Origin of the sequence: Gemmobacter caeni, assembly GCF_003054195.1 — a bacterium.
Lineage (GTDB): Bacteria > Pseudomonadota > Alphaproteobacteria > Rhodobacterales > Rhodobacteraceae > Gemmobacter > Gemmobacter caeni.
In genome coordinates, this window is the sequence record NZ_QBKP01000038.1 from 1 (window position 1) to 14,985 (window position 14,985).

Consider the following 14,985-nt stretch of genomic DNA (forward strand, 5'->3'; position numbering starts at 1 on the left):
TTCACCTTCCCGAACAAGGCGCCGAACGATGTGGATGTCACATCGCACGACTCGCCGGGCAACAGCGAGGAATTCATCGCGGGCCTGCAAACCGCTCCGGACTGGGCGCTGAGCAAGCACTATGTCCCCGAGGATGCCGAGGATGTGCTGTTGCAGGATCTGGAGGAATCGCGCGAGCTGGTTCTGCTCGAGATCACCCCGGTCGGGGCCACCACACCGCATGTCTGGCAGGCATGGCTGAAGACCTGGTTGCCCGGCGTGCCGGTCAAGGATGCCATGAAGGGTGAAGCCACCTTCAAGGTGCTGCACAAGGTCGTGGCATGACGCGCCGCGGGGACGGGGAAGCGCAGTTTTCGGCCGGTGGGGAAACCTACCGGCTGAAGTTCGATTTCAATGCGCTGGCCGATTTTGAAAGCATTGCCGGGGCGGCGGTCTGGGGCGCGCTGGATCGGTTTGCCGAGGGCGAGGCTACGGCCGAAGATCTGCGCGCCATGCTGTGCGCCTGCCTGCAAGAGCACCATGCCGGGATCACGCTGCGGGCGGCAGGGCGGTTGATGTCGGAAGGGCGGCAGGCACTTTCGCGGGCGATGGAGAGCGCCCTTGCCGCGCCGGCTTCGGAGGATGAATCGGGGGAGCCGCAGGCCGCGACCAGTCCGGCGGCCTGACCCTGCATGATCTGGCGGCCCGGTATGTGGCCGCAGGTTGTTCCGAGGCGGAATTCTGGTCGATCACGCCTCGGGCCTTTGTCGTGACGATGCGCGGCCTGCGGCTGCGCGCCCGGATGGATCGCCTCCGCATGGCCGAGGCGGTGCGCGCGGGATCGCTTCTTGAACATGATGACTGGCTGGCCTGGGTGCAGGCGACAGATGGTCAGGATCGACGCTTGCCAGAGTCTGCGCTGGCCGGTGCCTTGCGCAGCGCCAGTGTTGGCGTTCCGGCGATCACCATGCAGCAAGCCCTTGAGAGGATGCACTGATGTCACTTTCCGGAATGCGTGACCTGATTGCCCGGATGCGGCTTGATACCAGCCATTTCAGTCAGGGGCTGCGCGGGCTGGAGGTGGAAACCAAGCGCACCGCTGCCAAGATGGGGCTGGCGTTTCGCACATTTGCCCTCGGTTTTGCCGGGGGCATCGCGGGTGGGCTTGTCACCGGGGCCATCGACAAGATGACCACGGGGCTGGCCCAGACGGTGAAAGGCATCGCGGCCGTCGGGGATGAGGCCAAGCGCGCCGGCCTTGACCTGCGGACCTTTCAGGAATGGAAATTCGTCGCGGAACAGAACCGCATCGGTGTTGACCAGTTGGTGGACGGGTTCAAGGAACTGAACCTGCGGGCCGATGAGTGGATCAAGACGGGTGCAGGGGCGGGGGCCGAGAGCTTTCAGCGGCTCGGCTATACTTCTGACGATCTGTCACGCAAGCTGAAGAACCCGTCCGATCTGATGCTGGAAATCATCGGCAGGATGGAGGGGCTGGATAAGGCCGCCCAGATCCGTATTGCGGACGAGCTGTTTGGTGGCTCCGCAGGCGAGCGGTTTGTCGAATTGCTGGCGCAGGGTGAAGATGGCATGCGCCGCACTATCGACCGGGCGAATGAGCTTGGCGTGGTGCTGGACAGTCAGGTTGTCGAGAAGGCGGCCCAGATGGACCGCAAATTCTCGGAAGTCGGGGACCGGATCAGCGCAAAGTTCCAGCAGGTTGTGGTCAATGTGGCCGAGGCATTCGGGATCATCGACACACTGGAAAACAGCTTTGGCAGTGAGGCTTTCGCCAAGGCGGTTCTGGGCGGCAACTCCTATGAAGAGTTGCGCGATAACCTTCGGGCGATTGCGGACAATGCGCAGGGGTTCGACGTTCTACGCGGCAGCATCGCAGCCGTCGATGCTGAGGTGTCTGGTCTCACGGTCGAGGCGACGATGCTGGTGCAATCGCTTCAGCGTGCCGGTGAGATTGGCAAGGCGGAGGTGCTTTCCGGCTGGGTCGAGGGTCTGGAGGCGTCGCGTCAGGCCATGGCCCGGTCTGAAATCACGGCCGAAGAATTCGAGCAACGTGTTCGCACCACCCGTGAAAACATCATCGCCCTGATGGGCGAACTTGCTGGTGTGGATGAGGCCGCAATTCAGGCCTTCATCAACGGAGAGATGTCTGCGGAGGATTTCCAGCGGCGTGTAGAGGATGCAACCACTGCGACGGGTGGCCTGATTTCCGAAATGGGTGGTGTTGATGGTGTCACCTTCAACGCAGTTATTTCGCGTCTCGGTGGCCTTGGTAAGGTGATCGAGGCTGTGGCGGGGGCGGCGCGTGCATTGCGGGCGGCCCTGCCAGGCGCTTCTGAGGCGGCGCCGTTTGATGATCGTGGCGCTGCCATTCAAGAGGCGCGCGCAGGATCTTACGCCAACAGCAGCCCTTATGCCCCGAAATCATCTTCCAAGCCGAAATCCGCCCCGAGCGGGTTTTCCGTGGATATGGATGGCAATGGCGTCCCCGATGTGGTGGACGATGCCCGCAAGAAAGCCTCTGGCGGCGGCAAGTCCAAGGGCGGCGGCGGGGGTGGCGCGAAGGACGATTTCGGCAAGAGCCTGTCGGACTGGCGTGTTGAGGTCGAGGGCATGCTTGCCGAGGCGGCGGCGCTCAATGACCTGCAACTGGCGTTTGACGAATACGGGATCGCCGTCGATGTGGCGCGTCGCAAGGCCGAGCTCTTGCAAGAGGCCAAGGAAGCCGGAAAGACCATCACGCCAGAGTTGCGGGCGGAAATCGACAAGCTGGCCGACAGCTATGCCGATGCAGCCACCCAGATGGAGATGGCAAAGCAACGGCACGAAGATTTCAAATCGGCGGTCGAGCAAACGAAAAGCACGCTGTCCGGGGTTTTCACGGGTCTGGTGACCGGCGCGCAGACCTTCCGGCAGGCATTGGGCAATGTGATCGCCAAGCTGGCCGAGATGATCGCCATGAAAGGCTTCGAACAGCTGTGGAGCGGGGGCCTTGGCAAGGGTGTCGGTGGCATCCTGAAGGCGCTTGGCTTTTCGCGCGGAGGTTATACCGGCGATGGTGGCGTGGATGAGGCGGCGGGCGTGGTGCACCGGGGCGAGGTGGTCTGGTCGCAGGCGGATATCCGTCGCGCTGGCGGGGTGCAGCTGGTCGAGCGCATGCGGGTGAGCGGTGATCTGGGCAAGCTGTTCCGTATGCCGGGCTTCGCCAAGGGTGGGGTGGTGGGTGGACAGGTCTCGCCCGGCGCATCGTCGCGCCGTGCCTTTGCCCCGACAGAAATCGCGCGGCTGGTGGCCATGCCGGATGTCGGGGCGGTGACCCGTGTGTCTGGTGGATCGGCGCCGAAACAGGGCCGTGATCTTGTGGATGTGCGCATCGGGGTGGACCCGCGCAATGGCAATATCCAGGCCTTTGTGGATCGTCGGGCGGCGCAGGTTGCGACCGGGCTGGATGCGCAGGCCCAAAGGGCACAGGTGCGACTGATGCCTGACATGATCAGAGACATGCAGCGCAGGGGCACCTGATGGAGCGTCATATCGTCGATGTGCCCCGCGTGCTGTGTCGCGGGACGCTGTGCAACTGGCGTATCGACTGGCGGGGACAATCTGCCAGCCCTGCGACCAACGGCGCGGAGCAGGTGGTCTACAACCGCTTTCCGCGGTTCGTTGGCCAGCCTGAAATGGTTTTACCGCCCGAGATGATCGGGGAGTGGCGGGCGCTGATTGGCAGGCTGCGGGGGCGTTCCGGGGCTTTGCGCATGCGGATGCTTGACCGCGCCGTGCAGCCCGGCATCGGGGCAGCGGCTTGGCAATCCATGTGGCGCGCCTATCGCGCGGGTCTTTATGTCGAGCCGCGCCCGGTGATCCGCTGTGTCACTGCGGCCAGCGCGGGCGACGGCTCGATCGAGGTGGATGAAACCGGCGCGCCTGATCCTGTTCGGGTGGGCAGTTTCCTGTCGTATCAGGACTGGCCGTTTCTGGTTGTCGGTCGATCCGGCGTCGGTGCCTCTGTTGTTCTGACAGTCGAGATGCTGCGCGTGGATGTCCCGGCCGATGCTGACATTGATCTGGTCGCGCGCGGGCTTTTCGCGGTTCAAGCCGACGATTCCGGTTGGCCGGAATATGGGCTGGATCAGGTCGCCCGCCCACAGCTCGACCTTGTGGAATGGATCACCCGATGAGCTTCTTTCCCGTCGGTTTCAACCCGCGCGACCCCTCGGTCGGGCTTCTCGATCTGGTGTCGATCGACACAGTGGATGGTGTGTTTCGCTTTATTCTGGGCGGTGACGGGCGGTTTGTGGATGTGGACGGCCATGCATGGATCGGCTGCCAGTTGCTTGAGGCGCCTGACCTGCAAGTGTCGCTGAACGGCACGGCCCCGGCTGGCTCGATCTCGCTGACCTATATCCCCGATCCGTCCGACGGCGATCTGGTGGCAGATCTGCGGGCGCTGGGGACCGATTACATTCTCGACCGCGAGATTACGTTCTGGGTGCAGCCCATCGGGGCGATGACCGAGTTTCAGGCGCCGGTGCATGCGCCGATCCACTGGTTGACCCGCAAGGGGGCCAGCGTGGCTTTTGATCTGTCGGGGCCGATGGAGCGTCGCATCACGCTAAATTTCGAGAGCATCGGCGCCGGCCGAAACACCGCGCCGCGGCTGAGCTACACGACCAACGACCACGGGACGCTGATCGGCGAGGCGAACAGTTCGCTGCGCTTCGCCCCGACTGACACGTTCCAGGAACAGAAGCTGTTCGGATGACCCCTCTTTACGCTGAACTGAACCGCTGGCGGAGGCTGACCTACCGCTGGGGCGAGGCGGATTGCGTCACGCTCTGCGCCGATTGGTGCATGCGCTGCGGCTGGCCCGATCCGGCTGCCGATCTGCGCCTGACTTATGAGAGCATGGCCGAATGCCAGCGCGTCACGCGGTTTTTCAGCGATCCGCTGGCCGTGGTGGCGCCGCGCATGGCGGCGGCGGGGCTGGCCCTGACTGCACTGCCGGTGGCCGGTGACGTGGGCATCGTGCTTCAGATCGCGCCGGGCGTGACGCGGCCCCATGCGGCGCTGTGCCTGGGCGAGACATGGGCGGTGAAAGAGACCTCTGGCGCGGTGACGGCATTCCGCCCGCAGAAGATCCTTGGTGCTTGGGGAGTGGGCTATGCGCATCCGTAATCTCGCGCTGGCCGCGCTGCTGTCCACCACCTGCCTGGCGGGGCAGGCCAAGGCCGATCCGGTCACCGCCTTCATCGGCGGGTTTCTGAACGCAGCGGGCTTTGGCACCTATCTGGCGACGGGCGCAGTTGGTGCTTGGAGCGCGGGTTTCACCGCAGGTTCATGGCTCGCGGGCGGATCGCTGTTGTCGCGGGTGGTGCTGTCCGTTGGCCTGTCGGCGCTGTCGCAAGCGTTGATGCCCACGCCCTCGGTCCCGTCGCCCTCCGACCGGCAGGTCAACTGGGCACAACCGATATCCTATCAGGAGCGGGTTTATGGCCGGGTCCGCAAGGGGGGGCCGTTTTGTTTCTCGGCGGCCAGCCGGGCCGATGTCACCAACCCGGAAGGGACCGATGATCGGTTCAAGCGCCACTATGGCATCCTGATCGCCGCGCACAGCACACGCGGGCCGGTCCAGCACTTTCTGGACAAGCGTCCGGTCGAGCTGGAGGGCGATTTCGTCAGCACGGAGCCGATCTGGTATGACGGCAAGGGCAGATGGGCGTGGCATGGCTCGATCCGCACTTATACCGGGCAGCCGGGGCAGGCGGTCGATCCGATATGGGATGCGGTCTTCCCGGAGGTCACCGCTGCCGATGATTTCAAGGGGCTGAGCTACGCCGCGCTTTACGCCGCCCGGCCACCGAACAACGTGTTTTCGAAGATCTATCCGAGCGGGCGGGAATGGGTTTATGCGCCGGTCTGGGATGGCTGCGATACGGTCTATGACCCGCGCACAGACACGGCGGACTGGACCGACAATGCCGCCCTGATCATCGCCGATGTGGCCGAGCTCTATGGCTTTGCCGTCGATTGGGATGAGGTCGCGGCCGAGGCGGATATCTGCGACCAGCTGGTGACCAACCGCGACGGCGGCACGCAGAAGCGCTGGACCATCAATATGGTGATCGACAGCAGCATGACCTGGGAACAGGTCCGCGCGGAATTGATGAAAGCCTGCGATGCCTTTTTCTACGAGCGTCGCGACGGCAAGCTCGGGTTCAAGGTCGGCTATTACAGCGCCCCGACCGTCACGCTGACCGATGCGGATTTCCTGACCATCTCGATCCGCGACCGGGCGTGGGGCTCGGATGTGATCGGGCAGGTGGCGGTCAAATACGTCGAGCCTGCACTGGACTATCAGGAGGAACTGACTGGCGCGGTGGTGGCTGATCCGCAGGGTGACCGGCACGAAGAGCCATGCGGGGCGATCAACAGCCACAATCAGGGCTGGCGCGTGGGCTATCGCTGGCTTGCGACGGCGCGGCCGCCGTATTCTGTCAGCGGGACCATCGGCCCGATCGGCTATGAGTGCATGGAACAGCGGTTCCTGCGCATCACCCATGCCGAAGCGGGCTTTGATGAGGTGGTCGAGGTGTCGCGGCTGACGCGCAATGGCGGGTCGCACACGTTTTCTCTGGAGGTGGTGTCGGTCGATGCGGTCGATTTCGCGCCCAACGCGCTGACGCTGGAACCGGCGCGTCCGCTGCGCGCGGTGGTGGTCGAGGATGGCGATGTGGCGGCCCCGGCCAGCCTGACCGGCGAGGCGGTCGAGGGCACGGGCGGCGTGGCGCTGATCGAATGGTCGTGGCCGGTGCAATCCGAGGATCTGCGCCAGCAGCTGCAAATCCGCTCGGTCGATGGCGGCGCACCGGACTGGCAGATTGTGGACGCGGGCGAGGGGCAATCCTCGCTGGTGTCCTCGGGGCTGGTCGATGGTGCCACCTATGAGGCGCAGGTGCGCAACCGCACGCCGGGCGGCCGGATCTCGCCCTGGTATCCCGCCGTGCCGCTGGCCGTGCAGGCGGTGGCGGACAGCACGCCCCCGGCGGCTCTGGTGGCTTTCGGGTCCAGCGTCTCCGGGTCTGATGTGGTGCTGACCTTCACCGCGCCCAATGACGGGCAATATGCCGCGACGCGGATCTGGCGCGCCGATGGATCGACAGCCTTTGTCGATGCGGTGGCGATCCGCACCGAGTTCGGCGCCGCCAATGCCGCTGACAGCTATACCGACGTGGGGCCCGGTGTCGGGTCGCACAGCTACTGGGCCGAGCCGATCAACGGCTCTGGCATCGCGGGGCCGCGCAGCGGGCCGCAGACCATCACCATCATCTAAGAGGGTCACATGGCAACAACTGTCGCCGGTCCCGTCCGCTTGCCGGACGGGTCGCAGCCCGCGCATGGCCGGGTGCTGTTCACACCGCGCGCGCCGATTGTCGGCTCGCCAGTGGTCACCACCAGCCCGGTCGCGGCCACGATCACGGCAGGCGCGATCAGCATCGACCTGCAAGGCGCGGCCGATGGCAGCCGCTATGCCGTGGCGGTCGAACATTGGAGCGCGGTCGAGGGCCGCCTGCTGACCACCGATTTGCCCGACATCGTGGTGACGGACAGCGGATCGGTCACGATTGCCGATGCGGTGGCGCTTGATGTGCCGGAGGGGCCGCAGGAACACCGGATCAAGCGCGGCGATTCCCTGAGCCTCGGCTGCATCTATGCCGATGCTCTGGGGCGCCCGAAATCCCTGACAGGGATCACCGTCACCTCGGCCTTGCGCGGCCCGGACGGCGTGACGCGGGCGCTGATCGTGACCGTCCTCGATGCAGCGGCCGGGCAGTTCGAAATCACGCTGGCGCCTGCGCAGACGGCCGCCCTGCCGCTGGGTGCCCATGCCTGGGACATGAAATTCGCGGTCGGCGGCCGGGTCTACCGCACGCTCACCGATACCATCCACATTGATCAGGAGGTCACGCCGTGACGGATCGTGTTGTCGTATTCAGGGGCGGTGCCCTCCCCACCGCTGGCGTTTCGCCGGGGGATATGGCTGCCGAGGCCAGCGCCCGCGCCGCTGCCGACACGGCCCTGACCGATCTCGCCATCGCTGGCGACACGATCCGCCTGACCTACTCGTCTGGCGACGGCGATGCGGCGGTCTATGCGATCCACGCCGACCAGACCGCGCTGACCATCGGCATCAACAGCATCCTGCAATTCGACTGGCCTGGCACCAATACCGCATCCAATCCGACGCTGACCATCGGCGCCACGGCCTACACGCTCAAGGCGCGGTCTGGGGCAGCTTTCGCGTCTGGCGAGGTCAAATCCGGCGAGTACATCGGGCGTGTGGCGGCGGGCAACGCAATCCGCATCCTCGGGTCCACCCGCATCGCGGATGTGCCCGGCCTGTCTGAACGGCTGGACGAGCTCGATGCCAAGGCGCCGCTGGCCTCTCCGGCGCTGACCGGCACGCCGACGGCGCCCACGGCCGCTGCCGGTACCAACACCACCCAGATCGCCACATCGGCCTTCGTGCAAGCGGCCGTGGCTGCCAAGGCGCCGCTGGCCAGCCCGGCGCTGACCGGCACGCCGACCGCGCCGACGGCCGCCGCTGGAACCGAAACTGCACAGGTGGCCACCACCGGATTTGTTGCGGGAGCCCTGCGCGATGCGTCGATCACCACGGACGCTCTGGCCTATACGACTGGCGGGGAACTGTTCAACGGCGGGGTGCTTTACGACAGCGGGCGCGGGATCGAGGTGCCGGCCGGATACACCGGGCGCAACAGCTACCGCCGCTGGCATATCGCGGATGCGGATCTGGCCGACCTCGTGGCCTTGGCCGGTCAGACAATCGAGATCGAGTTCGAGATCGCGACGAGTTCGAACCTGTCGGCGTTGACCCCGCTCACCCTTGCATTTTCGACGCTGGATGGCGCGATCTGGACCAATGAGGCTGCGCCTGTCACCGTGATCAGCCAGACGGCCACCAGCATCGTCGGCCGCGCGCAATATACCATCCTCGGCACCGAGGACGCGATCGCGCCCTGGGCGCAGGTCTCGGCCTCTGCTCAGGTGCGTGGCGCCGCCGGGCACTTTGCAATCACCAGGATGACCGTGGCCTGGCCACAGGGAGCAAACTCGGCGTTTGACTGGCGCGCTGCCCGCGCCATCAACGCCGCAGTTCCCGGCATGATCGCGGCGGAAGTCGATCCGCAGATTGCCACGCTGACGGATCGTGTTGCTCAGGCCGAGATCACAGCAGGTCCGCTCAATGTCACCACTGAGGGCGAGGCGCTGAACGGCGTAGTCATCAGCAATGGCGGCCTGACCATGACCATCCCGATCGGCCAGCACGGGCGCAATGCCTATCGCCGCGCAGTGGCTGCCATGGGCCCCCCCGCTGTCGCTGGCCAGTTGGTGACGTTCAGACTCGCACTGGACACCTCCGCCAATGTCGGGCTGGAGTCGCCGATTACCGTGCGCCTCGCGGTGCAGCACGGCGCGGTGTTGGACAGCTATGCAGCGACCGCGACTGTTACCTCTATCGACAGCACTCATCTGGTTGCAGAGGTCGATTACGTCATCGTGGGCGACGAGACCGCATTCCACATGTGGTATCAGATCAGCAACGCGGCGGCTGTGCGCACCACGACCGGCGCGATCACATTGGGTGAGTTCACCTTCGCGCTGACCTCTGTCGCATCCAGCCCGACCACGGCCGATCTGATGTTGGATTACAAGGTCAGGCGCGTGGTGTCCGAGGGCGTGCCGGATCTTTCTGGATTGACTGATCGTGTGGCCCAAGCCGAAATCACCTCGGGAGAACTGGACTTCGCAACCGATGGTGAGCTCTTCTCCGGGGCCACCGTATCCGGCGATGGCTTGACGTTGACCGTGCCTGCCGGTCAGCACGGTCAGAACAGCTATCGCCGCGCTGTGGTGGGGATTGCGGCACCTGGTGAGGCCGGTCATATCATCACTTGGCGTCTGAGTCTTACCACATCCGCAAATCTGACAGACGATACGCCACTTACAGCCGCACTTGCAGTCAAGCGCGGCGGCGTCTGGAACAACTATGGCGCCAGCGCGACGGTCACCGAGATCAGCGACACCGAACTGCTGGTGCAGGCGTCCTACACTCTGATCGGCGACGAGGAGGGGTTTGCGCCATGGGCTCAGGTCTCCGGGGCGGCAGTGGTGCGGACCGCCACCGGCAGCATAACCTATGGGCCGGTGCGGTTCGCTCTCGCCTCCGGGGCATCCGTGCCGACCAGCGCCGATCTGATGCTGGATTACCGGATTGGGCAGTCGGCAGGCGGTGCCCCTGGCGAGGTGGCAGAAGTTGCCTCGCGCGGTGCGGTATATATCAAGGTTGTAGATGTGGCAGCGGACGGATCAGGTGATTATCCGGACCTGACGACGGCATTTTTGTTCGGAGGGGGAGGGCAGAATGCCGCGCGGCGGGCGCTCTATCGCCTGCACGAAGGCATCTATACCGACATCAATGTGGATTTCCCGAATTTCGTGGATGTTGTGGGCATCGGGCGCCGCGATCACATTTGGTATAAAGGCGAACTGCCTGCCGATGTCGATCCCGCGCAGGTGCCGTTGAACGAGACGTTCAGCCTCAACCGGACATCGACCATCCGCAATCTGCGCGTAAGCTGCCGGAACATGCGCTATCCGATCCACAGCGAAAGCGGCGCCAGCGACAATTTCGCAATTCAGCATGTCATCGGGTGCCTGGTAGAAAACTACGGCAACCAGGCGGTGATCGACTATCAGGTCGGCATCGGCAACCCGGCACCAGCACTGTGGGGGTCTGCCATGGGCTGCGGCGGTCATTCTGGGATGCTATTGCGCAGCGTGGATACCATCTGGCGCGCACCGCTCGGCCCGTTCTTCGTGCATAGCAACGCCAGCTTCGAAGAGCCGATGGACATCGTGCTGGAGGGAGGGGCAGCAATCAACACCCTGAGCGGCCACGCTGTCTCCTTGCAGCCGATGGGCGCTGGTGTGGTGACGCATGTCAGAATCGTCGGGTGCAATCTGGCGGGACCGATCTATGTGGATGGCTCGGACGCATGGCTGACCAATGATCTGGGCCTGCAATGGGGCAATCGCCTCTCGGAGTTTCTGGTGACCACCCGCGACTGTGGTCCGGTCCTCGCGCGTGGCAACAATGGCGTGTCGGTCCTCGAACTGCGCAGTGCCGCAGGTGCCGGATCTGCTGTGGCGCTGTCCGGCGCGGCGGCCCCGATCCTGTTTGGCGCGCGCCCGGATTATCGCGGGGGCGCAGTCGATCATGCCGGCCGGGTCTATTCGCAACATGCGGTCACCGGGACAGCCCCCGGCGTGACACTGGCCGAGCGGCTGGGTAATCGCAGCGGCGCCCCGATCACGCTGACTGTGGCCTTCGATGGCGGCGCATCCACGGATATCGTGCTCTCGGCCAACTACACCGGCATGAGCAATGCCGCCGTGGTCGCGGCGCTGAATGCCGCGCTGGCCGATGGCAGCCGCGGATTTTACTTGTCCGATCCCTACAGCGGCGGCGGCTGCGTGCGGCAGGCTGACTTTGACCGCGAGGTCAAAAACGTCGGTGCCTCGACCATCAAGCGCGGTATGGCCGTCGCCAGCTCGGGGAGCAAGGTTCGCGCACGGGTGATGACCGGGGCCGATCCCGCCTGGCGTTTCGTCGGCATCGCGCTGGAGGATATCATCCCCGGCGCCACCGGCAGGCTGCGCGGCCCTGGCACTTACATCGACAGCGGCGACCTGCTGTTCAGCGGCACCCCGGCAATCGCCGAAGGGGATACCTTCGGCGTCAGCATCTCGGACGGCATGATGACCGAGGGCGCCACCGTGCCGCTTGTCCGCTGTATATGGACCAGCGGCTACACCGCCTTCCAGATCGACTAAATCGCCAACAGGAGGCGCACAGATGACGAAACTCGACAAAGACGGCCTTGATCTGTTGACGGACACGCAGGCCCACGGCCGCCTGATGGGCCTGCCGCTGCGCTCGGGCCTGTCCGCCGCTCTCATCGCTCCCTGATCAAACATAGGAGGCCGCTTTGGCTGACGCATTCCTTTACAACACGTCGGGCCTTGAAAGCCCGGCGTCCAATGCCGTGGCGATCACGCCCTCGGATAGCGCGGACATCGCCAATGTCCCGCGCGCGCTTTATGCGCTGACCGATGGCACTGTGCGGGTGACGATGCGCGGGGGCGGATCGCCCGTCACCGTCCAGATGATCGCGGGTGTCCCGCTGCCGTTTCGTGTGACGCGCGTCTGGGCCACCGGCACCACCGCCACTGGGATCGTGGGGGTCTGGTGATGCTGGGCCTTGGTTACGGTATCGCCTCGCCGTTCATCTTTCGCAGCGTCTGGACGCCGGCCAGCCAGTTTTACCCGACCGGCACCGGCCTGCTGATCCTCCCAAATCGCCGCGAGACGCTGTTTCAGGATGCGGCGGGCACGATCCCTGCGATGTCACCCGGTGATCCGGTTGGCCTCGCGCGCGACCTGAGCGGCGGCGGCAATCATGCGTCTCAGGCTACTGCGCTGTCAAAACCGAGGCTGGGGCGGCATCCGGCCAGCGGGTTGCGCAATCGCGCCAATGGGGCGCAGGCGGTCGATACCGTCGCATGGGGCAGCGGCGGGGTCAGCAATGGCCTGACCTATACAAAGGTTGGCACCGGGACCGAGGGCGGCGTGCCATATGTTGATATCCGAATGACTGGGACCGCGACTGCCAGTCAACATGCTGTGGGGTGGTCGTCGGCCAATTCGCGCATCCCCATGACATCTGGATTTGCGGTAGCGTCTGTCACGGCGCGGGTGATTGCCGGTGCACCTCCAACTGGGGCAACCCAGAACGGAATCAGGTTGCAGGTATTTGAGTTGGATGCCGCATTTGCGATTCTCACCACTGGAGCATCCAACAGCATCACGTCATCTGTAGACACCACCATCACCCTGTCGCGTGGGGCCATGGCTGTTGGCGTGGCATATACCAGCGCATTTTTGATCCTTGAGGGGGGCGCGACGGAGGTCATTGATGTAACCTATCGCATCAAGGGCCTGCAATTCGAGATCGGCAGCACCCCCACGGCGCTCCAGCATAATCTCAGCCCCTACGACATCACCGAGGCGGTCTATGCTGATGTGTGGTATCTGTCGATGGATGGTGTGGATGACCACATGCAGACACAATCAGTCATCTGGGGGACTGATGAGTCTACTGTTATTATGGCAATGGCTCCCGCCCAAACATCGACGCAATACTGTCCATTCAGATTTGCACCAACCGGGTCTCCCGGATCTGGATTTGTAAAAAGCGCATCTGGTATCATGTCAGCAACTGTCGGCTCTACTGTGGCTGCATATGCCCCTGCGCCAACTCCGGTAAATGGGACCGCAGAAGTATATGCGTTTACGTCAAAAATACAAACACCTGCACTTAATCTCCGGCGTAATGGTGCGCTAGTCGCAACATCATATGCATCGCAAGGTGCGGGCATATACGCCGATGGAGTTATGTCCGTAGGATCGTGGAATGGACCGTTCCTGATGTCGGGCCGCATCTACGGTCTGATGGCAATCAACCGCAATCTGACTCCAACCGAGATCATCCGCGCCGAACAATACATGGCCCGCCTCGCAGGAGTGACCCTGACATGATCACCATCACCATCGCATGTCCTGCTGCCATGATCGCAGACGCCAATCAACTCGCTCGTGTGCTGGGCTACGGACCCGAGGATGACCAGACCTATGGCGCTGCCTCATGGCAGGATGCAGGTGGCAATCTGTATGCTGTGGCCTCCGGGCCGGTCGGCGAGGAGTTTCCGGCTGCCGCCGCGTCGCCGCTGGTATCCCCGCCGTGGGACGCCGACATGGCCGCCGCCGCCCGCGCGCAGGCCCTCATCCGCGTCTGGACCGAGGATCAGCCCATCACCGCATCGCCGGACCACATCGCGGTGGTGATCGGTGACGATGCCCGCGCCGCGCTGGCGGTGTTGGGGGTGACGCAGGTGCCGGAGGAGGATGAGGCGTGACCGTCCAGTTTGACAACAAAATCAGCTTGGGCCACGTCATCAGCATCGTGACGGTGCTGGCCGCCTGCATCATGGGCTATGCCACGTTGTCAGCCCGGCAAGAGCGTCTGTCTGCCGATGTTCTGGCGATGCAGCACGCGGCCGAGGCGCGCGAGGGCCGTATCCGGGCGGTCGAGATTGCGCAGGCCAGCCAATCCAGCGACCTGCGCAGCATCCAGATCGGTATCAGCAGGATCGAGGCGCAGCTGGAAAAGCTGCAACCGAAACCCTGACCCCGCCCGCCACGCGCGGGCTTTTTCATGGAGCAATGAAATGACCAAGGTCGCCTTGGTGATCGGGCACAATGCCCGGTCGCAGGGTGCTGTCCGCACATCCGACGGGCGCACCGAATATGACTGGTGCGGTGACCTGGCCGCCGCAATCCGTGCCTGTTCGCCGGGGATGTATGCGGTGTTCCGGCGCCCGGCCGGTCGGCCCTACAGCGCGGAGATCCGCGAGACCTATGCTGTTGTCGATGCCAAGGGCGCGGCGGCGTCGTTGGAGCTTCATTTCAACGGTGGGCCGACCAGCGCCAGCGGCACCGAAACCCTGACCAGTGGGTCGAAGGGCTCGCGGCGTCTGGCCGGTCTGATCCAGCCCGCAATGGTGCAGGCGCTCGGGCTGCGGGATCGCGGCATCATCGCCCGCGCGCGCAATGACCGGGGCGGCCTGAGCCTTCATGCGGGCCGTGCGCCTGCGGTGCTGCTGGAGCCGTATTTTGGCAGCAACCCGACCGACTGCGCCGCCGCCGACCGTCACTATGCCGCCCTGGTGCAGGGCATTCACAAGGCCTGTCTGGCCTATATCAACGGAGCCTGATCAATGGATTTTTTCCTCATCACCCGCATGGTGATCCTCTACCCGTTCTTTGCTTGGCTGGGCGGCACCGGC

General features: G+C 64.5%; 15 protein-coding genes. All 15 read left to right on the top strand.

The features are described from left to right. The coding region (locus tag C8N34_RS26540; RefSeq protein WP_170120581.1) for a phage tail protein at nt 1-324 on the top strand (324 nt) is incomplete at its 5' end. Then, nucleotides 321-665 (top strand): GTA-gp10 family protein, encoded by a 345-nt coding sequence (locus C8N34_RS24795; RefSeq protein ID WP_108130938.1) that lies wholly within the window; start codon nt 321-323, stop codon nt 663-665. The genes C8N34_RS26540 and C8N34_RS24795, both read left to right, overlap by 4 nt. Before the next feature lie 26 nt (nt 666-691). Continuing rightward, the gene (locus C8N34_RS24800) at nt 692-976 is read left to right on the top strand and encodes a hypothetical protein (protein ID WP_108130939.1); all 285 of its coding nucleotides are present in this window, start codon (nt 692-694) and stop codon (nt 974-976) included. Beyond that, on the top strand, nt 976-3,519 hold the full coding sequence (locus tag C8N34_RS24805; RefSeq protein ID WP_108130940.1) for a hypothetical protein: 2,544 nt from the start codon (nt 976-978) through the stop codon (nt 3,517-3,519). Before C8N34_RS24800 ends, C8N34_RS24805 begins: the two co-directional genes overlap by 1 nt. Then, entirely contained in the window at nt 3,519-4,175 is a 657-nt protein-coding gene (locus tag C8N34_RS24810; RefSeq protein ID WP_108130941.1) for a hypothetical protein, read from the top strand. The genes C8N34_RS24805 and C8N34_RS24810 overlap by 1 nt, the downstream gene beginning before the upstream one ends. After that, nucleotides 4,172-4,759, top strand: a complete 588-nt coding sequence (locus tag C8N34_RS24815; RefSeq protein WP_242013907.1) for a hypothetical protein — start codon at nt 4,172-4,174, stop codon at nt 4,757-4,759. The genes C8N34_RS24810 and C8N34_RS24815 overlap by 4 nt, the downstream gene beginning before the upstream one ends. Next, entirely contained in the window at nt 4,756-5,172 is a 417-nt protein-coding gene (locus tag C8N34_RS24820) for a DUF6950 family protein (RefSeq protein WP_108130943.1), read from the top strand. Before C8N34_RS24815 ends, C8N34_RS24820 begins: the two co-directional genes overlap by 4 nt. Beyond that, nucleotides 5,159-7,327, top strand: a complete 2,169-nt coding sequence (locus C8N34_RS24830; RefSeq protein WP_199750767.1) for a phage tail protein — start codon at nt 5,159-5,161, stop codon at nt 7,325-7,327. Before C8N34_RS24820 ends, C8N34_RS24830 begins: the two co-directional genes overlap by 14 nt. A 9-nt stretch (nt 7,328-7,336) precedes the next feature. Then, the gene (locus C8N34_RS24835; protein WP_108130944.1) at nt 7,337-7,969 is read left to right on the top strand and encodes a hypothetical protein; all 633 of its coding nucleotides are present in this window, start codon (nt 7,337-7,339) and stop codon (nt 7,967-7,969) included. Further along, nucleotides 7,966-11,913, top strand: coding sequence for a hypothetical protein (locus C8N34_RS27050; protein ID WP_242013908.1), 3,948 nt, complete (start codon nt 7,966-7,968; stop codon nt 11,911-11,913). The genes C8N34_RS24835 and C8N34_RS27050 overlap by 4 nt, the downstream gene beginning before the upstream one ends. Nucleotides 11,914-12,068: 155 nt before the next feature. Then, nucleotides 12,069-12,332: a spike base protein, RCAP_Rcc01079 family gene (locus C8N34_RS24845; protein WP_108130945.1), complete on the top strand. Its 264-nt coding sequence runs from the start codon at nt 12,069-12,071 to the stop codon at nt 12,330-12,332. After that, on the top strand, nt 12,332-13,678 hold the full coding sequence (locus tag C8N34_RS26085) for a hypothetical protein (protein ID WP_145693870.1): 1,347 nt from the start codon (nt 12,332-12,334) through the stop codon (nt 13,676-13,678). The genes C8N34_RS24845 and C8N34_RS26085 overlap by 1 nt, the downstream gene beginning before the upstream one ends. Beyond that, a complete protein-coding gene (locus C8N34_RS24850; RefSeq protein WP_108130946.1) occupies nt 13,675-14,055 on the top strand; it encodes a hypothetical protein in 381 nt (126 codons plus the stop codon). Before C8N34_RS26085 ends, C8N34_RS24850 begins: the two co-directional genes overlap by 4 nt. Beyond that, entirely contained in the window at nt 14,052-14,327 is a 276-nt protein-coding gene (locus C8N34_RS26545) for a hypothetical protein (RefSeq protein ID WP_158640807.1), read from the top strand. The genes C8N34_RS24850 and C8N34_RS26545 overlap by 4 nt, the downstream gene beginning before the upstream one ends. A gap of 40 nt (nt 14,328-14,367) precedes the next feature. Then, nucleotides 14,368-14,913 carry an N-acetylmuramoyl-L-alanine amidase family protein gene (locus C8N34_RS24855; protein ID WP_158640808.1) on the top strand — a complete coding sequence of 182 codons (546 nt, stop codon included), beginning with the start codon at nt 14,368-14,370 and terminating at the stop codon, nt 14,911-14,913. Nucleotides 14,914-14,985 lie beyond the last annotated feature (72 nt).